The sequence below is a fragment of the Streptomyces sp. OR43 genome (genome assembly GCF_008042275.1).
Lineage (GTDB): Bacteria > Actinomycetota > Actinomycetes > Streptomycetales > Streptomycetaceae > Streptomyces.
The window spans coordinates 4,537,665-4,562,650 of the sequence record NZ_RDBK01000043.1; the positions used below are offsets into that span (position 1 = coordinate 4,537,665).

Here is a 24,986-nt window from a genome sequence, read left to right on the forward strand (position 1 = left end):
CCTCGCGGGCTGCCGCTCCACGTCTTCCGCAGTCTGTTCAGCGCTCGGTCGGGCGGAGGTCGAGAGCTCCCCGGACCGAACTCCCGCAGGGCGTGCCCCGGGGGTCGGCCGTCAAGGGCGCGTCACCACCACCGCGGAGGCGAACCCCCCGCGGCCGCGGGCCAGAATCAGCGCCGCACGGATGTCCAGCGACCGGCCGGATCCGGTGACCAGGTCGATCCGGGGATCGATCCGGCCCGGAACCACATTGACCGCCGGTGGCACCGTGCGGTCCCGGATGGCCAGCAGTGCCGCCGCGACATCCAGCGGGGCCCCTCCGGAGAGGAGCCGTCCGGTCATCGTCTTGGGGGCACTCACCGGCACGCCGCAGTCCCCGAAGAGTGCGGAGAGCACCGTGGCCTCGGCACGGTCCAGCGAAGGGGTGGCCGCCGCGTCCGCGAACACCACGTCGATGTCCGAGGCCGTCAGACCGGCGTCCGCCAGCGCGACACGGGCGGCGCGCAGCAGGCCGTCGCCGCCGGACTCCGCCGGCGCCGGGTCGAACGCGGATCCGTAGCCGGCGATCGTCCCGTGGATCCGGGGGGCCTGCCGGCTCTCGGCGTCGGCGCGGCTCTCCAAGATCAGTATGGCTCCGCCCTCACCGATCACGTGCCCGGCCGCGTCCGGGTCGAACGGCAGATAGGCGCGGTCGGGATCGGTCTGTGTGCTCACCTCCCGGGCGGAGGACTGGATCGCCGCACCGTAGGGGCAGATGAGGCCGTCCATGCCGCCTGCGGTCATCACCGCTACGCCCTTGCGGACCCGGCGCCGGGCGAGGGCGAGGGCGTCCAGGCCTCCCGCCTGCTCGGAGATGACCACGCCACCGGGGCCTCGCATGCCGTTCCTGATGGAGATCTGGCCGGTGTGGACAGCGTAATACCAGGCGAAGGACATATAGGCGCTCACCGACTCCCAGCCGGTGCCCCAGAGTTGCTGAAGTTCACGCTGGCCGAACTCCAGACCGCCGGTCGAACTGGAGACTGATACCCCCATGGAGAACTCGGGGAGTTCTCCGGGCCGGATCGCCGCGTCCTCCAGGGCGAATGCGGAGGCGAAGAGCGACAAACGGGTCAGCCGGTCCGTCTGCGGCATGAGCTTCTTGGTGAACGCCTTCTCGGCCTCGAATTCCGGGATCTCACCCGCCACGCTGACCGGATATCCGGCCGCGTCGAACCTGCTGATCGGGCGGATGCCCGACACCCCCTTCAGGGTCGACTCCCAGAATGCCTCGGCCCCGACACCGTTGGGTGCGGTCACGCCGATTCCGGTTACCACGACGTCCTGCCTCATCACACGTCACGCTCCGCATCCGCCAACACCATGGCGCTCTGGAATCCGCCGAACCCGCTGCCGACGGTCAGTACCGCGTCCAATTGCTTCTCCCGGGCGGTCAGAGGCACATAGTCCAGGTCACAGGCAGGATCGGGTTCGTGCAGGTTGGCGGTGGGGGGCATCACCCCGTGCCGCATCGCGAGGGCGCAGGCCGCGATCTCGATCGAGCCGATCGCACCGAGCGAGTGCCCCACCGCCGCCTTGATCCCGCTCATGGACGTCCCGTACGCGTGCCGGCCCAGGCTCCGCTTGACCGCTGCCGTCTCGTGCAGGTCGTTCTGCTTGGTGCCCGACCCGTGGGCGTTGATGTAGTCGATGTCCTCGGGGTTGACCCTGGCCTCGGCCATCGCCGCGTTGATGGCTTCCGACATCTCGCGGCCGTCGGGTTTCAGCCCCGTCATGTGGAAGGCGTTGCAACGGGTGCCGTATCCGGCCACCTCGGCGTAGATCCGGGCGCCGCGGCGTACCGCGTGCTCGTACTCCTCCAGCACCAGGACGGCCGAACCCTCTCCGAGGATCAGACCGGTGCGTGTGCGGTCGAACGGGCGGCAGGCGGTGGCCGGATCGTCGTTCCGTGCCGAGGTGGCCTTGATCACGTCGAAACAGGTCAGGGTGATGGGCGAGAGAGGCGCGTCGGTGGCTCCGGTGATCATGATGTCGGTGTCGCCGTCGCGTATCAGCTCGGCCGCGTAGCCGACCGAGTCGATGCCCGAGGTGCAGCCCGTCGAGACCACGGTCGCGGGGCCCAGGGCTCCGGTGCTCAGCGCTACCTCAGCGGCGATCGAACTGGGCAGGAAGTAGTCGTACAGGTGCGGGCCCGCGAAGGCGGGGTCGACCAGCCAGTCCGCCCCCGAGTTGCTGAGAACGGCGTACTCCTGCTCCATCGTGGTCGTGCCGCCCACCGCGCTGCCGATGGCCACGCCGGTGCGCTCGGCGCTCAGCCCGTCGATGCGCAGCCCGCTGTCCTCCAGGGCCTCCGCAGCCGAGACCATGGCCAGTTGGGACACCCGGTCGGTGCGGCGGATCTGCTGTCGGGTCAGCCCGAGCGCCAGAGGGTCGAAGTCGCATTCGGCGGCGACCCTGCAGCGGTGCCCCGAGGCGTCGAACTGCGTGATCGTCCGCGTTGCCGTCGCTCCGCTGCTGAGCAGGTCCCAGAAGGGCTTCTTACCGATGCCGCCCGGTGCGGTGACGCCGATCCCGGTGATCACGGCCCTGCGGGTCATGGGGACTCCTTCACGGCGGCAGCGAGCATGTCGAGCTGCCGCACATCGGTCGAGCACGGAATGAAAGTGAGTTCGTCACAGCCGGCCCGCCGATACGCGACGACCGCCTCCGCGACCGCCTCGGGCGTCGTCAGGGCACTCGCGGCGATCCACTGCGCCACCGGGCCGGCGAACGCGTAGTAGGAGCCGAGGTGCCGCCGGGCCTCGTCCGCCCCGTCCGGCCCCAGTGAGAAGTACGTCTGGGCGACCAGCCTCGGCCGGCCCTCCCGGCCGTGTGCCTTCCAGAACTCCAGCGCCTGACCCGCCCGCTGCGCGAACTGCTGCGGCGGGGCGACGACGACGGTGCCGGCCGCGTAGCGTGCCATCCGTACCAGGGCGGCGTCGCTGCGTCCGCCGACCAGGAGCTCGGGCCGGTCGTCGTGCAGCGGCGGGCCGAACGACGCGTCGCCCCACAACCTCGTCAGCTCCTCCAGCAGACGGTCCAGGTCCCGGCCCCGGCTGTGGAATTCGGTGCCCGAGACCTCGTGGTCGTCCGCCCGGATACCGGCTGCCACACCGACGACGAGCCGTCCCCGGGACAGCCGGTGGATCGTCGCGGTCTGTTTGGCCAGCAGGGCGGTGTTGCCCCGGTAGGTGGGGATGAGCACCTGGGTGGAAAGCCTGATGCGCTCGGTCACCGCCGCTGCCGCGGCCAGCGCGACCAGCGGCTCGGCCCCGTCGCACACCAGCCGGTCGAGCACCGCCAGACCGGAGAAGCCGTACGCCTCCGCACCCTGGGCCCACGCCCGGAGCCGTTCAGTGGTCAAGCCGCCGGTCATCGTCGGCAGGCCGACGCCGATCTCCATGGCCCTGTCCTTCCCTGTCACTTGTTCTTGACGGTGAAGTCGGTGAAGGCCGTCGCCGCGCGCTCGAAGCGCAGCGCCGCGTGCGTGGAGGCCACCGACATGTCACGCCAGTGGCGTTGCAGCGGGCTCTTCGCGTCCTGGCCCCCCGTGCCGGCCGTCCGCATGAGCTCCTGTGCCGAAGCGACCAGCAGCCGGCTCACGTGCGCGGTGTCCCTGGCGTTGCGGACGCCGTGCAGACGGGCCTCTCCGGCGTCGAGTGCGGCGGCCGCCCGTTCGGTGAGGAAGGTGGCGGCGTCCAGATCGGCGGCGGCACGGGCCAGGGCCACGTCGTTGACGGCTGTTCCGCCGCCGGGGACGCCCGGCTGCTCCGCCCCCCGCTTGTCCGCCACCAGAGCGGCGTACGCCTCGAGCATTCCGCCTGCCGAGCCCAGGATCGGGGCCACACAGGTGAGTCCGCCCACTGCCATCAGCGGCACGTTGTGCTGCGTGCGGTCGGAGACGTCGTTGACTCCTGCGGCGACCTCGGCCAGCGCGACGGTCCGGTGGGCCGGGACGGTGACGTCGGACAGCACGACCGTGTGGCTGCCGGTGCCCCGCATCCCGACGGTGTCCCACGTCTGCTCGACGGTGAAGTCGGCCCGGGGTACGGCGAAGAAGCGCGGCGGTTGCGTACCGGGACCTGGCCGGGGACCCGCCAGCAGTGCCCAGTCCGCGAACAGGGCGCCGCTGACGTAGTTCCAGCGCCCGTTGAGGACGAACCCGTCGCCGACGGCCTCCGTCCGGCCCGACGGCACGAGACCGGAGACCCACAGAGTGTCCGGGGTATCGCCCCAGAACTCCTCCTGCGCTTCGACCGGCAGGTGGGTGCAGAAGCGAGCGGAGTAGGCGAACATCGTCCCGCACCAGGCGGCCGAGGCGCAGGAGCGGCCGGTCAGGGCCGCCGCCCTGGTCATATCGGTGAAGGTGCCCTCGCTGCCACCCCACTTGGCGGGGACGAAGTGCCGCGCGAACCCGGCCGAGGTCAGCGCCCGCACCACCCCCGCGTCGAGCTCGCCGGTCCGGTCCGCCTCGGCCGCGTGAAGTCCTGCCGGCTCCGCGGCACGGCCGGCGCGGGACACCAGGTCGTTGGTCAGCGTGTCTGTCACGTCTTCTGCTTCCTTCGTCCGTACCGATGTCCGGGACGGCGCGGTCCGGGTGTCCGGCTCCGCTCCGCATCCGCAGGGTGCAGGCCGCGGTTCGACATCCGATCCAGGCACGCTGGAACCCGACGGCGTGGGCGGGCCGTCCGGCTCCGCACCGCTGGGCTGCTTCGAGCGGCCCTCTACGGGACCTTGAACGCGGCACACGAGGGTGACCCGGGTCAGGACCCCACACAGCGAGGAGGGCTCATGCCCGAACAGCCGATCCCGGACGTACGGAAGTCGGTGACCGTCCGGGCCTCCGTCGAGGAATGCTTCAAGGCGTTCACCGAGCGCCTGTCCGACTGGTGGCCGCCCTCCCACGTACTGGTGCGGAAGGAGCGGGCCGGTCTCGCCTTCGAACCGGGCGTGGGCGGCCGCTACTACGAGTGGGACGTCGAGGGAACGGAGGTCGACTGGGGCCGCGTGCTGGTCTGGGAACCTCCCTTCCGGCTGGCCATGACCTGGCGTGTCAACGGCCGGTTCGAGTCGATTCCCGACGACGAGCGGGCCAGCGAGATCGAGGTGGAGTTCAGGCCGGTGGACGCGCGTACCACCGTGGTGGAGCTGGCCCACGTGAAGCTCTACCGACACGGCGACGACGCGATGCGTATCTTCACCGCGCTCGACGGGCGAAGCCCCGGCGAGACCCTGGAGCGCTTCGCCAAGGTGCTGTGATGCGCGTCGACCCGCCCGCAGAGACGGAGTTCGTGACGTGACCGAACCGGGCAACGCCCTGCTCGTCGAGCCCGATGCCGCAGCGCTGCGCACCGCGATGGGGCGCTTTCCGACCGGGGTCACCCTGCTCACCCAGGGCTGTGGGCACGCAGCTCTGGCGCTGACCGTGAACAGCCTGGTGTCCGTCTCACTCGACCCGCTGCTGATCCTCGTGTCGGTCAAGCGGAGCGGACGGATGCGGCCGGGCGTGGTGCGGGCCGGGAGCTTCGCCGTCAACATCCTCACGCAGGCGCATCGCGACCTGTGCGCCGAATTCGCCCGCCCCGACCGGCCCGAGGGTATGCGGGTGATGCGCAGGACCGGCGCGGTCGAGGGCTTCACCGGCAACTCGGTGATGCCCTCGGCGGCGGCGGCACTGGAATGCGTGCTGCACGCCGAGGTGCCGGCCGGTGACCACGTCCTGCTGGTCGGACGGGTGACCGTGATCCATCCGGGTGCGCCGGACACCCGCCCGCTGGTCTTCCACCAGGGTTCGTTCTCCGGCCTTTCGCCCATCGAGGAGGTTTCATGAGCGCGCCTTCGCTCGCCCCTGCCGAGCCCACGCTGCGCGAGATCGCCGACGGGGTGTACGCCTTCGAGCAGCCCCCCGGCGGCTGGTGTCTCAACAACGCCGGCCTGATCACGGGCGGCGGCCGGGCGGTGCTGGTCGACACCGCGGCCACCGAGCGGCGAGCCCGCCGTCTGCAGGCGGAGGTGGAGCGAATCGCCCCGGGCGGTCCCGACGTGGTCGTCAACACTCACTTCCACGGCGACCACGTCTTCGGTAACAGCTTGTTCTCCCCGCGCGCGGTGATCGTCGCCCATGAGGGCACCCGCTCGGACATGGCCGAGGCCGGACTCGGGCTGCGCGGACTGTGGCCGGACGTCGCATGGGGGGATCTCGAACTCGTGGTCCCCGACCTGACGTTCCGCGACTCCCTGGTGCTGCGTGCCGGGGACCTGACGGTGGAACTGATCCAGGTCGGTCCGGCGCACACCGCAGACGACGTGGTGGCCTGGATCCCGGAGCGGAGAGTGCTCTTCACCGGCGACGTGGCCTGGTCGGGAGTGACGCCGTTCGTCCTGATGGGATCGGTCCGAGGCTCGCTCCACGCACTGGAACGGCTGCGTCGCCTCGGCCCCCTCACGGTCGTCGCCGGACACGGCCGGGTCGGCGGGCCCGAGGTGCTGGACGCCACCGAGACCTACCTGCGCCGGCTGGACAGATTGGCCCGCGAGGGGATCGCTGCGGGTGTGCCGGCGCTGGAGGCCGCACGTTCGGCCGATCCGGAGGAGTTCGGCGCGATGATCGACTCCGAGCGGCTGGTGGGCAATCTGCACCGCGCCTACGCGGAGCTCAGGGGCCTGGCTCCGGGCGCCCGGATCGATGTGGCGGCCTCCATGAGGGAGATGTTCGAGTTCAACGGCGGCCCACCGCAGTGCCACGCATGAGCCGTGCGGGTGCCGCGTCCCGCGCGGGACGCGGCACCCGCACACTCACCGCCCATCACCGCTCACGGAACTCGACGGAGGCGTTCGCGCATGCAGCGGTACGGAATCTGCGGCACCGGCTCGTACCTGCCCCCGATTCGGGTGTCGAACGAGCAGGTGGCCGCAGCCGCCGGGGTGAGTGCCGAGTGGATCGAGCGCAAGACGGGCATCCGCGAACGCCGGCACGCCCGCCCCGACCAGGCGTCGTCCGACCTGGCTGCGCGGGCTGCCCGCAACGCTCTGGAACAGGCGGGCGTCCGCGCCTCCGAGGTCGGCTGCGTGGTGGTCGCCACCTCGACCCCCGACCACCCGCAGCCGGCCACCGCCAACCTCGTACAGCATCTGATCGGGGCCGACCACGCGGCCGCCTTCGACCTCAACGCGGTATGCAGCGGCTTCGTCTACGCCCTTGAGGTCGCCCACGCTCTCGTACGGGACGACGGGCGGGCGCCGTACGCCCTGGTGATCGGCGTCGATGTGTACTCACGCGTCATCGACCACAGCGACCGCCGTACGGCTGTGCTGTTCGGCGACGGGGCGGGTGCCGTCCTGCTCGGTCCGGTGCCCGGGCACCAGGGTCTCGGAGTGACGCACCTGCGCGGGGTGGGCGCTGGGCACAGTCTGATCGTGGTGCCCGCGGGCGGCAGCAGACTGCCCGCTTCCGCGCGGACCGTCGCCGACGGTTCGCACTTCTTCAGGATGGACGGGCGCGGGGTGCGCGACTTCGTCACCGAACACGTTCCCCGTCTCGTCCACGAGGTACTGGAGGCCGGTGGCGTGCGGCCCGAGGACATCGACCACTTCGTCCCGCATCAGGCCAACGGCGTCATGCTGCTCGATCTCGTGCCCGCTCTCGGCCTGTCTGCCTCCACCTTGCGGACGACGCTGGGGCGGTACGGCAACACAGGCGCCGCCTCCATACCGGTCACCCTCGACGCGGCTCACCGCGAGGGCCTCCTCGCACCGGGTGACCGGACCCTGTTCGCGGCCTTCGGCGGCGGCATGAACCTGGCCGCCTCCCTCTGCACGTGGACCGGTCCTTCCCGCGCCTCTTCCCGTTCGCGCCCTTCGGCGGCAGCGGACCCCGGCTTCCGGGCGGCGCGCTGATCACGGACGCCGTGTCGTGTTCATTTCCGCTGAGGTCCGCCCACACGCCGGAGCGGTACGTCTGCCGGTGTGTACGTCTGCCGGTGTCACACCGGGCTCGTCGTCCGCCCCAGCAGCGCGCTGACGTCGAACGAGTCGGCCGGCGAGGGCGTGGTCCTGGGCACCGGTTCGTCGAAGGCGGAGAAGCCCACGACCGCGTCCGCTCCGTTGCCCTGGATCGTGAGGCGCAGCGGATACGGCTTGCCGGTGGCCGCCACGTCCAGCGTCAGGGTGGAGCCGTCGCGCATCCTGGTCAGCGGAATGACGGACGCCTTGCCGAGCTTGGTCTCCGCGCCCTTGTTGAGGGTGCCCCTGTCGTCGTTCGCGTTGTCGCTGACCAGCTTCTGGAACGTGTTCAGGTCACAGGTCTTGGTCAGGGCGCTCAGCCGGGGGTCGTCGGCCGACCCCTTCATATAGCGGTCGCCCACGATCGCGGCGAAAGCGGAACCGCCGTTGGGGACCTGGTTCTTCCAGAAGTCCGCGTCCGGCTTGATCCAGATGTCGTCGCCCCGCTTCACGATCAGCGCCGAGCCCTGGCTGTTGCCGAGGTCCACCGAACCGTTGCAGTTGCCGTCCCGGTCCAGGGTGAGCTCCAGGGACATGGGCGTACTGCCCTTGCCGAGGTCCCCGCGCGTACTCAGGTGCAGGGACTGCGCGCTGAGCAGCGCGTCGCGGGAGCGGTCGGCGATCTGCTGCGCGGTGAGGTGGTCGATGTCCTCCGCGTGGGCCGTTCCGGCGCCGATGATTCCGCTGCCGGTGACGGAGAGAACGATCGCCGCAGTCCATGCGGCGGGGCGTGTGCCGAGGTGTGGACCGGTCACGTCGCCTCCTCGAAGGGTCGTGGCGGGACTGTCCGGGTCTGCGGCCCGATCTTCCGAGCGTACGCCGGGCGGGGGGTGGTCGCCCGGCGGCGTGGCGGCGCCCCACCTGGGTGCGTACACAGCGTGACGTTGTGTGCTGTGATCGGTTAAGGGGGCGGGGGACGGTGGTAGGAGCCGTCCTCGTCACGACCGAGAGGGAGACATGAAGATGTTCATGGGGAGCCGCTCCAGGGTTGCCGCACGGGCCGCCGCCGTCGCAGGGCTGACCGCGGCACTCGCCGTGTCCACGGGCCTGGCCACGGCGGCCTCGGCCACGGCTCCGGCGAAGACGCCGCCGGGACTTTCCTGCGAGACGGGCAAGCATGCCGTCGACGACTACACCGGCTACGCGCTCTGCCGCAACAACGGCTCGACGGCGCAGACCTTCTGGGTGCACCTCGTCTGCGGCTGGTCCCCGGACGTCGACGGTGAGCACGTCACGCTGAACCCCGGGCAGTCCGGTCAGTCGACCGCCCACTGTGCGGGGCTCGGTACCGGAATCGGTGAGATCACCGTTCAGCCGTAGCCGTAGCCGTAGCCGTAGCCGTAGCCGTAGCCGTAGCCGTCGACCGGGCAGCGCCCGGGCCCCCGTGGTGCCGTCCCGGGGCCCGGGCGAGCGGTTGAGCGATCGGCCATGGCTCGTTACCCTTCAGTAATTTCGTTCGGGCGGACAGGTGCGCGCACCTGACGGTACGAGGGAGGCGGGCAGCGCATGTCCTCAGTGGAATCCACCGGAACGGACGTCGGGGCCCCGGCCGGGCTGGCCGACAGCGCCCGGGCCCTCGCGGACGGCCGTACCAGCTCCGTCCGGCTGGTCACCGACGCCCTCGCCCGGATCGAGGCGAGCCAGGGCACCCTGAACGCCTTCCGGCACCTGCGCGCGAGCGCCGCACTCGCCGAGGCCGCCGAGGCCGACCGCCGGCTCGGCGCGGGGGAGCGGCTGCCGTTGCTCGGGGTGCCGGTCGCGGTCAAGGACGACACCGATGTCGCGGGGCTGCCCACGCATTTCGGGTGCGCGGGGGAGCTGCCCGCCGCGACCGCCGACAGCGAGTCCGTACGCCGGCTGCGCGCCGCCGGGGCCGTGATCGTCGGGAAGACCAACTCCTGCGAACTGGGCCAGTGGCCGTTCACCGAGGGATCCGCCTTCGGCGCCACCCGTAATCCGTGGAACACCGCGCATACCCCGGGCGGCTCGTCCGGCGGATCGGCGGCCGCCGTCGCCGCCGGCCTGGTGCCCGCCGCGCTCGGCTCAGACGGGGCGGGGTCCGTCCGCATCCCCGCCGCCTGGACCCACCTCGTCGGCATCAAACCGCAGCGCGGCCGGATCTCCGTGCACCCCCACAGCGACGCGTTCCAGGGGCTCACCGTCAACGGCCCCCTGGCCAGGACCGTCGCCGACGCCGCGCTGCTGCTGGACGCCGTCGCGGGAGCCCACCCCGACGACCCGCACCGCCCGCCGCCCGTCCGGGCCTCGGCCGCCGCCCGTCGCGACCCGGGCCGGCTGCGCATCGCCCTCGCCTGGCGCCCCCCGCTCACCCTCACCGGCGCGGCGCCCCACCCGGACGTGCGCCGCGCGGTCACCGAGCTCGCCGAGGCGCTGGCCCGGCTCGGCCACCACGTCGAGGAGGCCCGGCCCCGCTACGGGCTCATCGGCCTCGGCTTCCTGCCCCGCGCCACCGCCGGCATCGCCGAACTCGCCGCCCTGCACCCCGAACCCGCGCTCCTGGACCCCCGCACCCGCAGCGCCCTGCGCACCGGCACCCGGCTCGGCGGCCGGGTGGTGCGGGCGGCACGCGCGCGGGAGGTGCGCCAGCACCGGCGTATCGGCGCCCTGTTCCACCCTCCTCGCGGCAGGGCCGGAACAGGGTTCGACGTGCTGCTCACCCCGACGACCGCCCTGCCGCCTCCCCGGATCGGCAGGTTCGACGGACTGAGCGCCTGGCGCACCGATGTCGCGATGACCGAGGCCTGCCCGTACGCCTGGCCGTGGAACGTGCTGGGCTGGCCCGGAATCAACGTCCCCGCAGGCTTCACCCCCGGCGGGCTCCCCGTCGGGGCCCAACTGCTCGGCCCCTCCCGCAGCGAGGAACGGCTCATCTCGCTCGCCGCCCAGCTGGAGGCCGACCGGCGGTGGTACGAGCACCGCCCGCCGGCCGCACCTTAGGGAGTGTGCGCGGTCACCACCCACACGCCCGCCCGCAGCATGACCCCGCGCGGTGTCTCGTACGGCAGCAGGGCCTCGGTCATCGCGGTCCGTGTGGTGTCGGAGACGGCGAGACCGGGGGCGCGCGACACGAAGAACCCGACCGCGTCCGCCGCGTCCTTCCCCCAGCAGGTCTCGGCGTCCACGCCCGTCACCCCGATGTCCGTGAAGCCCGCCGCGCCCAGGACCTCGTGGATGTGTTCCGGCTCCGAGAGCGAGGCCATCGCCGTGGCCACCTCGTTCTCGGTGGTGTGGTCCCGTCCCAGCAACGAGGCCAGCAGGCCCAGTGCCTTGCGCTCCTCCCCGTCCGCCTGCGCGGGCTGCGGGCAGAGGAACGCCAGCCGGCCGCCCGGCCGCAGCGCCGCCGCGATGTTGGTGAACGCGGCGACGGGGTCGGCGAAGAACATCACGCCACCCCGGCTGATCGCCAGGTCGAACCCTCCGGGTTCGAACGCGCAGGTCTGCGCATCGCCCAGCCGGTAGACCACCTGCGGGAACTGTTCGGAATCGGTGAGCTCGCCGGCCCGTCGGACGAGCGGCGCCGAGATGTCGACCCCGGTGACCCGGCCGCCCGGCGCCCGCTGCGCCGCCATCCGCGTCGTGAGCCCGCTGCCGCAGCCGATGTCCACCACCCGGTCCCCGGCAGCGATCGCCGCCGCGTCGAACAGAGCGGCGTCGAACCCGTCCAGCATGGCGTTGTAGCGGTCCGGGTGGGCGGCCCAGTGCTGCCCGAGCGGTCCGTTCCAGGCTTCGGCGACGGTCATGCGTGCTCCTTCGTCTCCAGGGTGAGCGTGGCCTCGACGCGCCCCATGGCGCAGATCGCGCCGAATGCGATCAGATGGACCAGGCAGTGATCGGTGAACGGCGGTGCGAGCCAGGCGGCCACGTCCTCGTCCGTGATGCGGTACGGGGCGCGGGCCGCGAGGAGCGCCAGCCGGGCACCCGGGCGCCCGGCCCGGTCCGGGAGGTCCGCCCCGTGCAGCGGGAGCGGGGTGACACCGTCCCAGGCCGCCACCGACTCCCGTACGTACGCCGCGTCCTCGTCGCTCAGCAGCCCGGCACCCAGCTCCGCCGCGGTGCGCAGGGCCCCGTACGCCGTGCCGACGGCGGTGCCCGCCGCCCAGGCGGGTGCTTCGCCCTCCGTTTCGAGCAGCGGCAGGCTCAGACCCGTCACCAGCTCGCGGCGCACGGTCCGGGCCAGGGAGCGGCCCGCCGCACTCCTTACCGCACGGATCCGCTGGAGACCGCAGGGCAGCATGCTCTCGGCCAGCAGCGCGGAGACGATCCGGTTGATGAAGTGGAAGGTGAGCGCGGTACCGATGTGTTCGGGTGCGGCGGCGGGCCCGAAGGGCTGCGGTGTGCTCATGTCCTTCCCCCAGGCCAGCAGCCGGCGATGGGCGGGGTCGGCCGGCTGCTCGCCGCGGGCGATCGTCTCCGCCAGCCGGTGGTCGCCGGTGGCGTGCAGCAGCACGGTGTGCGCGTCCACGCAGAACGGACAGCGGTTGGCGAGCGACACCCCGGCCGCCACCACCTCCTTGTCCGTACGGGACACCTGCCCGGCCAGCAGCGACTCGCGCGCCAGCGCCCAGGCCGAGGTGAGGAGCGGAGGGGAGGCGGACAGGACGACGAAGGTCGGGGCGCGCTCGATCCCGAAGTCGGTGGACATCTGGGCGTACACGTCGGCGACCACTCCGGTCGCCGACTTCGGAGGTACGGGTGAGGTGTAGCGGAAAGGTCCGGTCATGGCGACGATGCTCGCCCGCGGACCGGGGCCGGGTCGTCGTACCGCCGGAGGCAGTCACCGCTGGTCCCCACCGGTCGTGGACCGCCCGGCACTACTGCCCGGGGAGTAGTTCCCGTCCGGTCCTCAGGGCTGATGACCCCGCGTTCGCCCGGGAGTTAGGGTGCGGCACATGACGGGGGACACGGGGAAGGCGGGGGACTCGGGCCGCCGCGGCCGGTTGCTGGACGCGGTGCTCGCGGTGGCGATCGGCGCGGCGGTCACCGTCGCGGCCCAGGTGGCTTCGGAGCCTGGGGCGCTGGATCTGGTGCTCGTCGCGACGGGCTCGCTGGCCCTCGCCGCACACCGCCGGGCGCCTCGTACGGTTCTCGCCGTCACCACGCTCGCCCTGTCCGGCTACGTGCTCCACGCACACCCGGGCACCTGGGCGGCGTTCCCGGTGCTGGTCGCCGTGCACGCCGCCGCCCGTAGCGGACACCGCGCCTGGGGCGTGGCGGCCGGTGCGTTCTTCCTCGTCGGCTACTTCACCGTCCTGATGACCGCCGCACCCGCCGCCGAGAGCGTCGTGGAGCGGACCTTGTTGTTGCTCGGATGGTTCCTCTGTGCCGGGGTCACCGGGCTGATCGACAAGAACTGGCAGGCCTATCTGCGCCAGACCGAGCAGCGGGCGCTCGACGCCGAACGCACCCGGGAGGAGGCGGCGCTGCGCCGGGCGGGAGAGGAGCGGCTGCGGATCGCCCGCGAGCTGCACGACTCGCTCACCCACTCCATCTCGATCGTCAAGCTCCAGGCGGGAGTCGCCGTCCACCTCGCGCGCAAGCGCGGCACCGAGGTGGAGCCGGCACTTCTCGCCATCCAGGAGGCGAGCGGCGAGGCGATGCGTGAACTGCGCGCCACACTGGAGGTGTTGCGCACGGACGTGGTCGAACCGGGTACCGGGCTCGACCGCATCGGCGAGCTGGCCGAACGGGCCCGCAGTGCCGGCATCGCGCTCGCCGTCACCGTCAGCGGCGACGAACGGCCGCTTCCCGCGGCCGTGGACCGTGCCGCGTACCGGATCGTGCAGGAGGCCCTCACCAATGTGGCCCGGCACGCCGACCGGGCTCCGACCACCGTCCGGCTCGCCTACGGGCGGAGCGCGCTGACCGTGCGCGTCGACGACCACGGCCCGTGCGCCGCGGGCGACACCGTCACGGCGGGAACGGGCCTCACCGGCATGCGGGAGCGCGTCACGGCGCTCGGCGGCACCCTGGCCGCCGCTCCGCGCCGCGCGGGCGGCTTCTCCGTCCACGCCGAACTTCCCCTGGGCACAGCCGGATCCACCGGATGAGCGGCGAAGACACCGCCGGATCCACCGGATGAGCGGCGAAGTCGACGCCCCGCTCCGGGTCATCGTCGTCGACGACCAGGCGCTGATGCGGGCGGGCTTCCGGGCGCTGCTCGACGCTGAGGAGGGCATCGAGGTGGTCGGCGAGGCCGCGGACGGCCGGGCGGGGCTGGAGCTGGCCCGGCTGCACACGCCGGACATCGCGCTGGTCGACGTACAGATGCCGGTGATGACGGGCATCGAGGCGACCCGGGCGATCGCCGCGGACCCGCTGCTGAGCGGGGTCCATGTGGTGATCCTGACCAACTACGGCCTGGACGAGTACGTGTTCGACGCTTTGCGCGCCGGAGCGGCCGGCTTTCTGCTCAAGGACACCGAACCCGCCGAACTGCTCCACGCCGTCCGTGTCGCGGCCCGCGGCGACGCGCTGCTCTCGCCCGCCATCACCCGCAGACTGATCGGCGAGTTCGTCGCCCGGCCCCCGGACCGGAGCACCGCGCCGGGCTTCGAGACCCTGACCCGCCGGGAGCGGGAGGTCAGCGCGCTGGCGGCCCGGGGGCTGACGAACGAGGAGATCGCCGCGCACATGGTCATCAGCCCGTTCACCGCCAAGACCCACATCAGCCGTGCCATGACGAAACTCGGCGCCCGCGACCGCGCCCAACTCGTCGTCTTCGCCTACGAGTCGGGTCTCGTCACGCCACGTGATCGCTGACCGCGGCCCGACCTGCGGCACCTGACACCGCGGCAGCGCTGATCGGGGCCTGTTCTACGGCACCCGGCAGCACGTGAGCGCTGACAGGGCCTGACCTACGGCACCCGGGCGGTCCACTCGGCCGTGCCGAACTTGGTACGCACGAGTTCCTCGGCCCGCGCCAGTTCCTGCGGCGTCACCTCGCCCTGGGTGAGGCCGTGGCGGTTGCGGAACGACTCGATCATCCGCTCAATGACGGCCTGACGGGGAAGACCGGTCTGCCGGCGCAGGGGGTCGACGCGCTTCTTGGCGCTCTTGGTGCCCTTGTCGGACATCTTCTCCTTGCCGATGCGCAGGACGTCGAGCATCTTGTCGGCGTCGATGTCGTAGGACATCGTCACGTGATGCAGCACGGCGCCGGGCCCGCCGTCCGGCCCGACCACACGCTTCTGAGCCGCCCCCGCGATCTTCCCGACCTCCGTCGCGATGTCGTTCAGCGGCTGATACCACGCCTTGATCCCCATGTCGCCGAGCGCTTCGAGCACCCAGTCGTCCAGATAGGCGTAACTGTCGGCGAAGGAGAGCCCGGAGACGAGGGAGTGGGGCACCGCGAGCGAGTACGTGATGGTGCTGCTCGGCTCCGCGAACATGGCCCCGCCCCCGGACACGCGCCGGACCACCGTGACACCGTGCCGGTCGACGCCTTCCGGGTCCACCTCGTTGCGCAGGGACTGGAAGCTGCCGATGATCACCGCGGGGGAGTCCCACTCCCACACCCGGAGCGTCGGCGGCCGGCGGCCCGCGGCGACCTCGGCCGTGATGACCTCGTCGAGGGCCATGTGGAGGGCGGGGGACTGCGGGGCGTCGTGGATGAGCTGCCAGTCGTAGTCGCTCCACTCCGTGGCATGCGCCAGCGCCCGGCGTACGGCGACGGCGACACCCTCCGACGTGAGCCCGAGCATCACCGTCGACTCCGGGAGTGCCGCGTCGATCCGGGCGGCCAGGCCCACGGTGTCGGTGGTGGCCGGGGCCCCCTCCAGCGCCGCGTCGATCGCGAGGATCGCCTCGTCCGGCTCCAGGAAGAAGTCACCCGCCACCCGTACGTCCCGCAGCGCCCCGCCCCGGACGTCCAGGTCCACGACGACCAGTTTGCCGCCGGGGACCTTGTATTCACCGTGCACTGCCGTACCTCCAGTTCAGCCGGGCCTCATGCCTACGAATCGGCTCCGACCGGGCATAACGCCGTCGGGGCGTGGATTAGTCCGCCGTCCGGGCGGTGTGTGCCGCTCGTGCGCGGTGCGGGCCGTCCGGGGCCTCGCCGCCACGGTCAGTGGTATGGACCAAGGTATTGACACCCGCTTAGTTCACTTCTTAAATCACACAGTGAACTAAGCGGCCTCATAGTCGTGTTGCCCTTCCTCCCCCCTCATACACCGGAAGGGAGAGTCATGGACTCCCCACGCCGTACGCGGCGACTGCTGCACTCCGTACTCTCGGTTCTCACGCTCGCCCTGGTTACGACCGCCCTCGCGGGCGGCGGTGGACCCGCTTCCGCCTCCACCGCCCCGATGGCGGACACCACGGCCGCCGCCGCGGTCACGACGTTCTCCGACGAGTTCGACGGCGCTGCCGGCTCGGCGGTGAACGGCAGCAAGTGGCAGATCGAGACCGGCGACAACGTCAACAACCACGAGCGGCAGTACTACACGGCCGGCAACAGCAATGCCGCACTGGACGGCCAGGGTCATCTGGTCATCACCGCGCGCAAGGAGAATCCGGCCAACTACCAGTGCTGGTACGGCACCTGCCAGTACACCTCGGCCCGGCTGAACACCTCCGGGAAGTTCACCCAGACCTACGGCCACGTCGAGGCGCGGATGAAGATCCCGCGCGGCCAGGGCATGTGGCCCGCCTTCTGGATGCTCGGCGACGACATCGGACAGGTCGGCTGGCCCAACTCCGGTGAGATCGACATCATGGAGAACGTCGGATTCGAACCCTCCACCGTCCACGGCACCCTGCACGGTCCCGGCTACTCCGGATCCGCGGGCATCGGCGCCGGATACACCCTCCCGAACGGGCAGGCCTTCGCCGACGCCTTCCACACCTTCGCCATCGACTGGGCCCCGGACTCGGTGACCTGGTCCGTCGACGGCAACGTCTACCAGCGCCGCACGCCCGCCGACACCGGCGGCAACACCTGGGCCTTCAACAAGCCCTTCTTCCTCATCCTCAACCTGGCGGTCGGCGGCTACTGGCCCGGCGACCCGGACGGAAACACCGCTTTCCCGCAGCAGCTGGTCGTCGACCACGTGCGGGTCACCACCAGCGACTCCCAGCCGGAGACGGGCGGGCGGATCACCGGTCTGGCCGGCAAGTGCGTGGATGTCGCCGCGGCGGCCACCGCCAACGGCACCCCGGTCCAGCTCTACGACTGCAACGGCACCAACGCCCAGAAGTGGAGCGTGAACGCGGACGGCACGATCCGGGCGCTCGGCAAGTGCCTCGACGTGGCATCGGGCGGCACGGCCGACGGCACCGCCGTCCAGTTGTGGGACTGCAACGGATCGGCGGCCCAGCGCTGGGCGGTCAGCGGAGCGCGCGACATCGTCAATCCGCAGGCGAACAAATGCCTGGACGTCGTCGGGAACAGTTCGGCCAACGGCGCACGGCTCCAGATCTGGACCTGCACCGGCGCGGCCAACCAGAAGTGGACGGTGAACGGCTGACCCACGGCTCCGACGGGGCCTCTCGGTGCGGGTGCACCGAGAGGCCCCGTTCGTCGTTTTTCACCGTTCCCGCCCGTCGAATCTGTCTTTATCCGGTTCGCGTGGCGCTGTGTGCATCCTGGGCGCGGCCGTTATCCGATCGTCAGTAAAAACCGTCCGCTATGTGGGCAGGCCTCTTGCCTGCGGACTGTATGCGAAATACGGTCTGCGATATTCCCTGATCACCCCTTGGCGGAGGTAGGCCCTCGTGCGCCGAAAAGCGGTTGCCCTGGTGGCGGTTGCATTGGTGTCCTTCACGTCGGGCTGCGCGTCGCTGCAGTCCTCGGCGACCGAGGTCGGCGGTGTACGCAAAACCGACGACCGGTCCGTACGCGACGGCGGGACACTCACCGTCGCCCTCAACTCGGACCCGGACAAACTCGACCCGACGCTCGCCCAGACCCTCGTCGGCCGCACGGTCTTCGCGGGTATGTGCGAGAAGCTCTACGACATCGACGAGGACGGCGTCGTCGTGCCGCAGCTCGCTGCCGCACTGCCCACCACCTCGGCCGACGGCCGCACCGTCACCCTGAAGGTGCGTCCCGGCCTGAAGTTCAGCGACGGCACGCGGCTCGACGCCGCGGCGGTCGTCACCTCGCTGCTGCGCCACCGCGATCTCCCCGGATCCGCCCGCGGCACCGAGCTCGCCCCGGTCACCTCCATCGAGGCCGCCGGCTCCGACACCGTACGGATGAAGCTCGAGCAGCCCTACGTCCCGCTCACCGGCGTCCTCGCCGACCGGGCCGGGATGGTGATGTCACCGGCCGCGCTCAAGAAGTACGGGAAGAACTTCACGAACCACCCCTCCTGCGTCGGCCCCTTCCGCTTCGTCGAGCGCGTCGGCGGCGACCGGATCGTGCTGAAGAAGGACCCGAACTACTACGACGCGGACAAGGTCCACCTCGACGGCGTCGTCTACAAGCCCATCCCCGACGGAAACGTCCGGCTCGCCAACCTGCGCTCCGGCGACCTCCAGGTCGGGGACCAGATGGGTCCCGTCGATGTACAGAGCGCGCTCACCGAGCCGAAACTCCAGCTCTTCAACTCGCCCTCGCTCGGCTACCAGGGCATCGGCCTCAACGTCGGCAACGTGAAGGGCCTCGGGCAGAAGCCCGGCAGGCTCGACACCCCGATCGCCCGGGATGTGCGGGTCCGGGAGGCGTTCGAGCTCGCGATCGACCGCGACACCCTCAACGAGGTCGTCTTCCAGGGCATGTACGAGCCGGCCTGCGGCCCCATCTCGCCCCAGTCCGCCATCGCCCCCGGCGTCAGGCCCGAGGACTGCCCGAAGCGCGACATCGCCAAGGCCAAGAAGCTGCTGAAGGAAGCGGGCGTGAAGACCCCGCTGAAGATCGAGCTCAAGACCTCCACCACCCCCGAGCAGGGACGCGTCGGACAGGTCCTCCAGGCCATGGTCAAGGAGGCCGGCTTCGACCTCTCGCTGCGGCCCACCGAGTACGCCACCATGCTCTCGGAGACCGACGCCGGACACTACGACGTCTTCACCAGCGGCTGGTCCGGCCGGCTGGACCCGGACGGCAACGTCTCCAACTTCCTCAAGACCGCGGGCGCCATGAACGCCTACGGACTCGGCGACCCCGGGATCGACAAGCTCATCGCGGAGGGCCGCACCGTCGCCGACCCGGCGCGGCGCACCGAGATCTACGACGAGCTCACCCGGCGCGTGCAGGACGCGCACACGCTGATCTACCTCTACCGGCAGAAGAACTACGTCGTCGCCACCAAGGACGTCGCGGGCATCCGCGTCTACGGCGACGGACTGGTCCGGGTCACGAATGCGGGGTACACCCGATGACGAAATACCTGCTGACGCGGCTGCGCCAGTCCCTCATCACCCTCTTCCTGGTCTCGATCGTGGTGTTCGCCGGCATCCGGGCGCTGCCCGGCGACCCGGCGCTCGCCCTGGCCGGCGAGGAGCGCAGCCCCGAGGCGCTCGCCGCGATCCGCGAGGCGTACGGCCTCAACGACAACATCGTCGTGCAGTACGCCCGCTTCATCGGCCACGCCCTCACCGGCGACCTCGGCAACTCCTCCCGCACCGGGCTTCCGGTCGCCGACGCCATCGGGCAGGCACTCCCCGTCACGCTGGAGCTGGCCGCGCTGTCCCTGCTGCTCGCCGTGGTCCTCGGCATCGGCGCCGGGGTCGTGGCCGCCGTACGGCGCGGGAAGCCCGAGGAGTGGATCGCCAACGTCATCGCGCTGATCGGGCTCTCCATCCCGACGTTCTGGCTCGGCATCGTGCTGGTCCTCGGCTTCGCCATCGCCGTCCCCGTCTTCGCCGCCTCCGGATACGTCCCGTTCGGGACGGACCCGCTCGACAACCTGCGCCGCATGGTGCTGCCCGCGATCGTGCTCGGCTCCGGCCTCGCCGCCGTCGTGATGCGCCAGACGCGGGCGGCGATGCTCGACTCGCTCTCCGCCGACTACGTGCGCACCGCCCGCGCCAAGGGTCTGTCCAAGCGGTCCGTCGTCGGCGGGCACGCCCTGCGCAACTCGCTCGTCACCGTCGTCACCGTGCTCGGGCTCCAGCTCGGACACCTGATCTCCGGCGCCGTCGTCACCGAGCAGATCTTCGTCCTGCCCGGCTTCGGCAAGCTCACCATCGACGCCGTCTTCACCCGTGACTACGCGACGCTCCAGGCCGTGGTGCTCTGCACCTCCGCCGCGTACATCCTCATCAATCTGCTGGTCGACGTGGTCTATTCGGTCATCGACCCGCGCATCCGGCTCGGAGGTGCCCGGTGACCACAGCGACCCCAGCGCTCCCCACCGTCCCGCAGACCGCGAAGAAGAAGGGGGCCGGCAACGGACGGCTGCGCGCCCTGCGCCGGAACCGGCTGGCCATGACCGGCGGCATCATCGCCGCCGTCTTCATCCTGGTCGCCCTTCTCGCCCCGCTGATCGCCCCGTACGACCCCGCCCAGCCGGACTTCGGGAACGTCCTCGCTGAACCGGGCACCGCCCACTGGCTCGGCACGGACGACCTGGGACGCGACCAGCTGTCCCGCATCGTGTACGGCGCGCGCGCCTCCATGCAGGTCGGCCTCGTCGCCGTCGTGCTGGCGTTCGTCGTCGGCGTACCGCTCGGCCTGGTCGGCGGCTACTACGGGAAGTTCGCCGACGGCGCGATCTCCCGGCTCACCGACACCATGCTGGCCTTCCCCTTCCTGGTGCTCGCCGTCGGTCTCGCCGCGATCCTCGGCCCGTCGCTGACCAACGCGACGATCGCGATCGGGATCTCGCAGATCCCCGCCGTCATCCGCATCACCCGGGCCGAGACGCTGCGGCTCAAGCACGTCGACTACGTCGGAGCGGCCATCGCCAACGGCGGCGGCGACGGGACCGTGCTCTTCCGGCACATCCTGCCCAACGCCACCTCCGCGCTGATCGTCCAGGCGACCGTCGGCATCCCCGCCGCCATCATCGGTGAGGCGCTGCTCAGCTTCCTGGGCCTCGGCGTCCAGCCCCCGGACCCGTCCCTCGGCGTGATGCTCTCCGGCGCCCAGTCCTTCCTGGCCCCCGCGCCCTGGCTCGCCGTCTTCCCCGGCCTGGCGATCGTCGCGGCGACCCTGGCCTTCAACCTGCTCGGCGACGGACTGCGCGACGTCCTCGACCCCCGTGGAGCGACCCGATGACCGAGACCGTTCTCGAATCCGTACGGGGACGGGTGGGTGAGCCCGTCCTGAGCGTCCGCGACCTGTCGGTCTCCTTCCGCTCCGACACCCGCACCGTGCACGCCGTCGACGGCGTCTCCTACGACCTGCACCCCGGCGAGGTACTCGCCGTCGTGGGGGAGTCGGGGTGCGGCAAGTCCGTCACCTCCATGGCCGCGATGGGACTGCTCCCGCCCACGGCACGCATCGGCGGCTCCATCCGCGTCGGCGGCCGGGAACTCGTGGGCGCGCCGGAGAAGGAGCTCCAGAAGATCCGCGGCAAGGACATCGCGATGATCTTCCAGGAGCCGATGACCTCGCTGAACCCGGTCCTCACCATCGGCCGGCAGATCGGCGAGGTGCTCCGCAGGCACCAGGGCCTGAGCCGGAAGGAGGCCAGGGAGCGGTCCGTGGACCTCCTCGACCTGGTCGGCATCCCCGCCCCGCGCAGCCGCGTCGACGAGTACCCGCACCAGCTCTCCGGCGGCATGCGCCAGCGCGTCATGATCGCGATCGCCGTCGCCTGCGACCCCTCGGTCCTCATCGCCGACGAACCGACCACCGCACTCGACGTCACCGTGCAGGCCGGCATCCTCGAAGTCCTCCAGTCGCTGCGCGAGCGGCTCGGCACCGCGATCGTCCTGGTCACCCACGACCTCGGCGTCGTCGCCGACGCGGCCGACCGGGTTCTCGTGATGTACGCCGGGCGCTCCGTCGAAGAGGCCCCCGTCCACGAGCTGTTCGCCACGGCCCGGCATCCGTACACCCGCGGACTGCTCGGAGCCGTCCTGCGCCCCGGCGGCGAGGGCAAGCGCCGGCTGCCCGAGATCCCCGGACTGGTGCCGAGCCTCGACAGCCAGCCCGACGCCTGCACCTTCGCCCCCAGGTGCGGCCGCGCCGACGACACCTGCACGGGCGGCCGGCCCGGCTTCCGTTCCGTCGATCCGCGTACGGGGACGGACGCCGCCCACCGGGCGGCGTGCTGGCACCCGTACGCCGCCGACGAAGCGTCCGACACCCTCACGGGCACCGCTGCCGCAGAGCCCGCGCGACCCGACCAGGAGGCCGGAAAGTGACCGCAGCACAGACCGTCCCCGCCCCCCGCGAAAGCGCCGAGGGCGCCCGGGACCAGCAGCACCCCGTGCTGCGGATCGACTCGATGGAACGCCACTTCGCCGCGTCCGGCGGCGGCACCGTCCGCGCCGTCGACGGCGTCTCGATCACCGTCGGCCGCGGCGAGGTCGTCGGCCTCGTCGGGGAGTCCGGCAGCGGCAAGTCGACCGTCGGCCGCTGCGCCGTACGCCTCGACGAACCCACCGGCGGCACCGTCCACATCAACGGCACCGACATCACCCATCTGTCCCGCCGCGCCGTGCGCCCGCTGCGCAAGGACTTCCACCTGGTCTTCCAGGACCCCTCGTCCTCGCTCGACCCGCGCATGACCATCGGCCAGATCATCGCCGAACCCATCAGGCTGCACCGCCGGGCCCGCGGCGCCGCCGTCCGCGAGCGCGTCGAGGAACTGCTCGCCCAGGTCGGACTGCGCCCCGAACACGCCGACCGGCACCCGCACGAGCTCTCCGGCGGCCAGCGCCAGCGGATCTCCATCGCCCGCGCGCTCTCCTGCGACCCCGACCTCGTCGTCGCGGACGAACCGACCTCCGCGCTCGACGTCTCCGTGCAGGCCTCGGTCCTCAACCTGCTCGCCGATCTCCAGCGCGATCGCGGCTTCGGCTGCCTGTTCATCACGCACGACCTGGCCGCCGTCGAGTTCCTCGCCGACCGCATCGCCGTGATGTACCTCGGCCAGATCGTCGAACAGGCCCCCACCGCCGAGCTGTTCGCCGATCCCAAGCACCCCTACACCCAGGCGCTGCTCTCCGCCGCGCCCGTGCCCGACCCGGTGCTCCAGCGCTCCCGCGAGCGCATCGTGCTCCACGGCGAGCTGCCCAGTCCGCTGGACCCGCCGCCCGGCTGCCGCTTCCACACCCGCTGCCCGCTCGCCACGGAACGCTGCCGCACCGAGGTTCCCGTCCTGCGGGAGCTGCCCGGCGGCCGGCAGGTCTCCTGCCACCTCGTCGACGACGACGGTACGGCCCCGGACGCGGCCGCCTGACCCCGTACGGGAGGCGGCCCCGTTCCCCGGGCCCGCCTCCCGTACGTACGATCCGCAACGAACCACAGAACGTCGCAGCAAGGAGCCGCATCCGTGTTCACCACCCGGCCCACCCTCCAGGGCACCTTCGGCATGGTGTCGTCCACCCACTGGCTCGCCTCGCAGTCCGCGATGGCGGTCCTGGAGGACGGCGGCAACGCCTACGACGCCGCCGTCGCCGCCGGATTCGTCCTGCACGTCGTCGAACCGCACCTCAACGGCCCGGCCGGCGAGGTGCCGATGATCCTGGCGCCCCACGACGGCGACGTCCAGGTCCTCTGCGGCCAGGGCCCGGCACCCGCCGGCGCGACGGTCGCCCACTACCGCGCGCTCGGCCTCGACCTGGTCCCCGGCACCGGACCGCTCGCTGCCGCCGTGCCGGGCGCCTTCGACGCCTGGATGCTGCTGCTGCGCGACCACGGAACCAAGACCGTCGCCCAGGTACTGCGGTACGCCATCGGCTACGCCGAGGACGGCCACGCACCCGTCGAGCGCGTCGGCCAGACCGTCGAGACGGTCCGCGAGCTCTTCGAGACCGAGTGGCAGTCCTCCGCCGACGTCTACCTCCCGGGCGGGAAGGCGCCGGTCCCCGGCGAGCTGTTCCGCAACCCCGCGCTCGCCGCGACCTGGCGCCGGCTGATCGCCGAGGCCGAGGAGACCGGTGGTGACGACCGCACCGCGCAGATCGAGGCCGCCCGTGCGATCTGGCGCGAGGGCTTCATCGCCGAGGCCCTGGTCCGCCAGGCCGCCGTCCCCACCATGGACACCAGCGGCACCCGCCACACCGGCACCCTCACCGCCGCCGACCTGGCCGGCTGGTCCGCGTCGTACGAGGCCCCCGCCACGTACGACTGGAACGGCTGGACGCTCGCCAAGGCCGGCGGCTGGAGCCAGGGCCCCGCCTTCCTCCAGCAGCTCGCCCTGCTGCCCGCCGAACTGCCGGCCTACGGCTCCGCCGCCTACGTCCACCTGCTCATCGAGGGCTGCAAGCTCGCCATGGCGGACCGGGAGGCCTGGTACGGCGACGCCACCGAGGTCCCGCTCGCCGCGCTGCTCTCCGAGCCGTACAACGCGGCCCGCCGTGCGCTGGTCACCGACCGGGCCTCGCACGAGCTGCGCCCGGGCAGCCCCGACGGCCGGACCCCCGTCCTCAGCGAGCACGCCCACGCCGTCGCCGCCGGTGAGTCCGGCTTCGACGCCATGGGGATACCGGCGGCCGGTGCCGGTGAGCCGACGGTCGCGAAGGACGGTGCGGTCTCCGGACCGGGGGAGCCGGCCGTCGCCAAGGACGGCGCGACGCGAGGAGACACCTGCCACGTCGACGTCGTCGACCGCTGGGGCAACATGGTCTCCGCAACCCCCAGCGGCGGCTGGCTCCAGTCCAACCCGGTCGTCCCCGAGCTCGGCTTCCCGCTCGGCACCCGCCTCCAGATGGCCTGGCTGGACGAGGGCCTGCCGAACTCCCTCACCCCCGGGTCCGGAGACCGCACCGTCCTTCGCGACCGTCGGCTCACCGGCACCGGCCGCCGGTATCCCCATGGCGTCGAAGCCGGACTCACCGGCGGCGACGGCGTGGGCGTGCTCGCTGAGGAC

Annotated in this window: 23 protein-coding genes; 15 read left to right on the plus strand and 8 right to left on the minus strand. The window is 71.8% G+C overall.

The features are described from left to right. Positions 1 to 111: 111 nt before the first annotated feature. From EAO72_RS39470 to EAO72_RS39485, 4 genes are read right to left on the minus strand one after another with little or no spacing between them, the layout of a single operon-like run. Positions 112 to 1,329 (minus strand): ketosynthase chain-length factor, encoded by a 1,218-nt coding sequence (locus EAO72_RS39470; protein WP_148021792.1) that lies wholly within the window; start codon positions 1,327 to 1,329, stop codon positions 112 to 114. Continuing rightward, a complete protein-coding gene (locus EAO72_RS39475) occupies positions 1,329 to 2,594 on the minus strand; it encodes a beta-ketoacyl-[acyl-carrier-protein] synthase family protein (protein WP_148021793.1) in 1,266 nt (421 codons plus the stop codon). The genes EAO72_RS39470 and EAO72_RS39475 overlap by 1 nt, the downstream gene beginning before the upstream one ends. Next, positions 2,591 to 3,439 carry an LLM class flavin-dependent oxidoreductase gene (locus tag EAO72_RS39480; RefSeq protein WP_148021794.1) on the minus strand — a complete coding sequence of 283 codons (849 nt, stop codon included), beginning with the start codon at positions 3,437 to 3,439 and terminating at the stop codon, positions 2,591 to 2,593. Before EAO72_RS39480 ends, EAO72_RS39475 begins: the two co-directional genes overlap by 4 nt. A gap of 17 nt (positions 3,440 to 3,456) precedes the next feature. Further along, positions 3,457 to 4,584: an acyl-CoA dehydrogenase family protein gene (locus tag EAO72_RS39485; RefSeq protein ID WP_148021795.1), complete on the minus strand. Its 1,128-nt coding sequence runs from the start codon at positions 4,582 to 4,584 to the stop codon at positions 3,457 to 3,459. Between the two features lie 243 nt (positions 4,585 to 4,827). Here EAO72_RS39485 and EAO72_RS39490 point away from each other — a divergent pair, with 243 nt between their 5' ends. The 4 genes from EAO72_RS39490 to EAO72_RS39505 all read left to right on the plus strand — a co-directional run bounded on the left by EAO72_RS39490 (position 4,828) and on the right by EAO72_RS39505 (position 7,932). Beyond that, on the plus strand, positions 4,828 to 5,295 hold the full coding sequence (locus EAO72_RS39490; RefSeq protein ID WP_148021796.1) for an SRPBCC family protein: 468 nt from the start codon (positions 4,828 to 4,830) through the stop codon (positions 5,293 to 5,295). A 37-nt stretch (positions 5,296 to 5,332) separates the two neighbouring features. Next, entirely contained in the window at positions 5,333 to 5,866 is a 534-nt protein-coding gene (locus tag EAO72_RS39495) for a flavin reductase family protein (RefSeq protein WP_148021797.1), read from the plus strand. After that, complete coding sequence (locus EAO72_RS39500; protein ID WP_148021798.1) at positions 5,863 to 6,786, plus strand: MBL fold metallo-hydrolase; 924 nt, start codon at positions 5,863 to 5,865, stop codon at positions 6,784 to 6,786. The genes EAO72_RS39495 and EAO72_RS39500 overlap by 4 nt, the downstream gene beginning before the upstream one ends. A 90-nt stretch (positions 6,787 to 6,876) precedes the next feature. Then, positions 6,877 to 7,932 (plus strand): 3-oxoacyl-ACP synthase III family protein, encoded by a 1,056-nt coding sequence (locus EAO72_RS39505; RefSeq protein WP_148021799.1) that lies wholly within the window; start codon positions 6,877 to 6,879, stop codon positions 7,930 to 7,932. 86 nt (positions 7,933 to 8,018) lie between these two features. On the opposite strand, the gene EAO72_RS39510 is transcribed toward EAO72_RS39505, so the two are convergent. Next, positions 8,019 to 8,792, minus strand: a complete 774-nt coding sequence (locus EAO72_RS39510; RefSeq protein ID WP_148021800.1) for a hypothetical protein — start codon at positions 8,790 to 8,792, stop codon at positions 8,019 to 8,021. A 202-nt stretch (positions 8,793 to 8,994) separates the two neighbouring features. On the opposite strand from EAO72_RS39510, the gene EAO72_RS39515 reads away from it, so the two are divergent. Then, entirely contained in the window at positions 8,995 to 9,357 is a 363-nt protein-coding gene (locus tag EAO72_RS39515) for a hypothetical protein (protein ID WP_148021801.1), read from the plus strand. Positions 9,358 to 9,543: 186 nt separating this feature from the next. Beyond that, on the plus strand, positions 9,544 to 10,995 hold the full coding sequence (locus EAO72_RS39520; RefSeq protein WP_148021802.1) for an amidase: 1,452 nt from the start codon (positions 9,544 to 9,546) through the stop codon (positions 10,993 to 10,995). Here the strand turns inward: EAO72_RS39520 and EAO72_RS39525 are convergent. Together EAO72_RS39525 and EAO72_RS39530 are read right to left on the minus strand one after the other, a co-directional pair. Continuing rightward, positions 10,992 to 11,798 (minus strand): class I SAM-dependent methyltransferase, encoded by an 807-nt coding sequence (locus EAO72_RS39525; RefSeq protein ID WP_148021803.1) that lies wholly within the window; start codon positions 11,796 to 11,798, stop codon positions 10,992 to 10,994. The two genes, EAO72_RS39520 and EAO72_RS39525, sit on opposite strands and share 4 nt — an antisense overlap. Continuing rightward, positions 11,795 to 12,778, minus strand: a complete 984-nt coding sequence (locus tag EAO72_RS39530) for a carboxymuconolactone decarboxylase family protein (RefSeq protein WP_148021804.1) — start codon at positions 12,776 to 12,778, stop codon at positions 11,795 to 11,797. The genes EAO72_RS39525 and EAO72_RS39530 overlap by 4 nt, the downstream gene beginning before the upstream one ends. A 169-nt stretch (positions 12,779 to 12,947) precedes the next feature. Here EAO72_RS39530 and EAO72_RS39535 point away from each other — a divergent pair, with 169 nt between their 5' ends. Together EAO72_RS39535 and EAO72_RS39540 are read left to right on the plus strand one after the other, a co-directional pair. Next, positions 12,948 to 14,105: a sensor histidine kinase gene (locus tag EAO72_RS39535; RefSeq protein WP_148021805.1), complete on the plus strand. Its 1,158-nt coding sequence runs from the start codon at positions 12,948 to 12,950 to the stop codon at positions 14,103 to 14,105. 28 nt (positions 14,106 to 14,133) lie between these two features. Further along, positions 14,134 to 14,817, plus strand: a complete 684-nt coding sequence (locus EAO72_RS39540) for a response regulator (protein WP_148021806.1) — start codon at positions 14,134 to 14,136, stop codon at positions 14,815 to 14,817. Positions 14,818 to 14,912: 95 nt separating this feature from the next. Here the strand turns inward: EAO72_RS39540 and EAO72_RS39545 are convergent, their stop codons facing one another. Continuing rightward, positions 14,913 to 15,977, minus strand: a complete 1,065-nt coding sequence (locus EAO72_RS39545) for a lipoate--protein ligase family protein (protein ID WP_148021807.1) — start codon at positions 15,975 to 15,977, stop codon at positions 14,913 to 14,915. A 267-nt stretch (positions 15,978 to 16,244) separates the two neighbouring features. On the opposite strand from EAO72_RS39545, the gene EAO72_RS39550 reads away from it, so the two are divergent. The 7 genes from EAO72_RS39550 to EAO72_RS39580 all read left to right on the plus strand — a co-directional run. Beyond that, a complete protein-coding gene (locus EAO72_RS39550) occupies positions 16,245 to 17,525 on the plus strand; it encodes a glycoside hydrolase family 16 protein (protein WP_148021808.1) in 1,281 nt (426 codons plus the stop codon). Positions 17,526 to 17,811: 286 nt separating this feature from the next. Continuing rightward, complete coding sequence (locus tag EAO72_RS39555) at positions 17,812 to 19,380, plus strand: ABC transporter substrate-binding protein (RefSeq protein WP_261991778.1); 1,569 nt, start codon at positions 17,812 to 17,814, stop codon at positions 19,378 to 19,380. After that, positions 19,377 to 20,330 (plus strand): ABC transporter permease, encoded by a 954-nt coding sequence (locus tag EAO72_RS39560; protein ID WP_148021810.1) that lies wholly within the window; start codon positions 19,377 to 19,379, stop codon positions 20,328 to 20,330. The genes EAO72_RS39555 and EAO72_RS39560 overlap by 4 nt, the downstream gene beginning before the upstream one ends. Beyond that, positions 20,327 to 21,220, plus strand: coding sequence for an ABC transporter permease (locus tag EAO72_RS39565; protein ID WP_148021811.1), 894 nt, complete (start codon positions 20,327 to 20,329; stop codon positions 21,218 to 21,220). Before EAO72_RS39560 ends, EAO72_RS39565 begins: the two co-directional genes overlap by 4 nt. Further along, positions 21,217 to 22,314, plus strand: a complete 1,098-nt coding sequence (locus EAO72_RS39570; RefSeq protein WP_148021812.1) for an ABC transporter ATP-binding protein — start codon at positions 21,217 to 21,219, stop codon at positions 22,312 to 22,314. The genes EAO72_RS39565 and EAO72_RS39570 overlap by 4 nt, the downstream gene beginning before the upstream one ends. A gap of 83 nt (positions 22,315 to 22,397) precedes the next feature. Next, entirely contained in the window at positions 22,398 to 23,354 is a 957-nt protein-coding gene (locus tag EAO72_RS39575) for an ABC transporter ATP-binding protein (RefSeq protein WP_148022293.1), read from the plus strand. Positions 23,355 to 23,447: 93 nt separating this feature from the next. Continuing rightward, on the plus strand, positions 23,448 to 24,986 hold a 1,539-nt coding region (locus EAO72_RS39580), incomplete at its 3' end, for a gamma-glutamyltransferase family protein (protein WP_148022294.1).

Excerpts from the sequence above, each read along its gene's own strand:
- EAO72_RS39470 (WP_148021792.1), bottom strand. The coding sequence starts at position 1,329 with ATGAGGCAGGACGTCGTGGTAACCGGAATCGGCGTGACCGCACCCAAC.
- EAO72_RS39475 (WP_148021793.1), bottom strand. The coding sequence starts at position 2,594 with ATGACCCGCAGGGCCGTGATCACCGGGATCGGCGTCACCGCACCGGGC.
- EAO72_RS39480 (WP_148021794.1), bottom strand. The coding sequence starts at position 3,439 with ATGGAGATCGGCGTCGGCCTGCCGACGATGACCGGCGGCTTGACCACT.
- EAO72_RS39490 (WP_148021796.1), top strand. The coding sequence starts at position 4,828 with ATGCCCGAACAGCCGATCCCGGACGTACGGAAGTCGGTGACCGTCCGG.
- EAO72_RS39500 (WP_148021798.1), top strand. The coding sequence starts at position 5,863 with ATGAGCGCGCCTTCGCTCGCCCCTGCCGAGCCCACGCTGCGCGAGATC.
- EAO72_RS39505 (WP_148021799.1), top strand. The coding sequence starts at position 6,877 with ATGCAGCGGTACGGAATCTGCGGCACCGGCTCGTACCTGCCCCCGATT.
- EAO72_RS39515 (WP_148021801.1), top strand. The coding sequence starts at position 8,995 with ATGAAGATGTTCATGGGGAGCCGCTCCAGGGTTGCCGCACGGGCCGCC.
- EAO72_RS39520 (WP_148021802.1), top strand. The coding sequence starts at position 9,544 with ATGTCCTCAGTGGAATCCACCGGAACGGACGTCGGGGCCCCGGCCGGG.
- EAO72_RS39525 (WP_148021803.1), bottom strand. The coding sequence starts at position 11,798 with ATGACCGTCGCCGAAGCCTGGAACGGACCGCTCGGGCAGCACTGGGCC.
- EAO72_RS39530 (WP_148021804.1), bottom strand. The coding sequence starts at position 12,778 with ATGACCGGACCTTTCCGCTACACCTCACCCGTACCTCCGAAGTCGGCG.
- EAO72_RS39535 (WP_148021805.1), top strand. The coding sequence starts at position 12,948 with ATGACGGGGGACACGGGGAAGGCGGGGGACTCGGGCCGCCGCGGCCGG.
- EAO72_RS39540 (WP_148021806.1), top strand. The coding sequence starts at position 14,134 with ATGAGCGGCGAAGTCGACGCCCCGCTCCGGGTCATCGTCGTCGACGAC.
- EAO72_RS39550 (WP_148021808.1), top strand. The coding sequence starts at position 16,245 with ATGGACTCCCCACGCCGTACGCGGCGACTGCTGCACTCCGTACTCTCG.
- EAO72_RS39560 (WP_148021810.1), top strand. The coding sequence starts at position 19,377 with ATGACGAAATACCTGCTGACGCGGCTGCGCCAGTCCCTCATCACCCTC.
- EAO72_RS39570 (WP_148021812.1), top strand. The coding sequence starts at position 21,217 with ATGACCGAGACCGTTCTCGAATCCGTACGGGGACGGGTGGGTGAGCCC.
- EAO72_RS39575 (WP_148022293.1), top strand. The coding sequence starts at position 22,398 with ATGGAACGCCACTTCGCCGCGTCCGGCGGCGGCACCGTCCGCGCCGTC.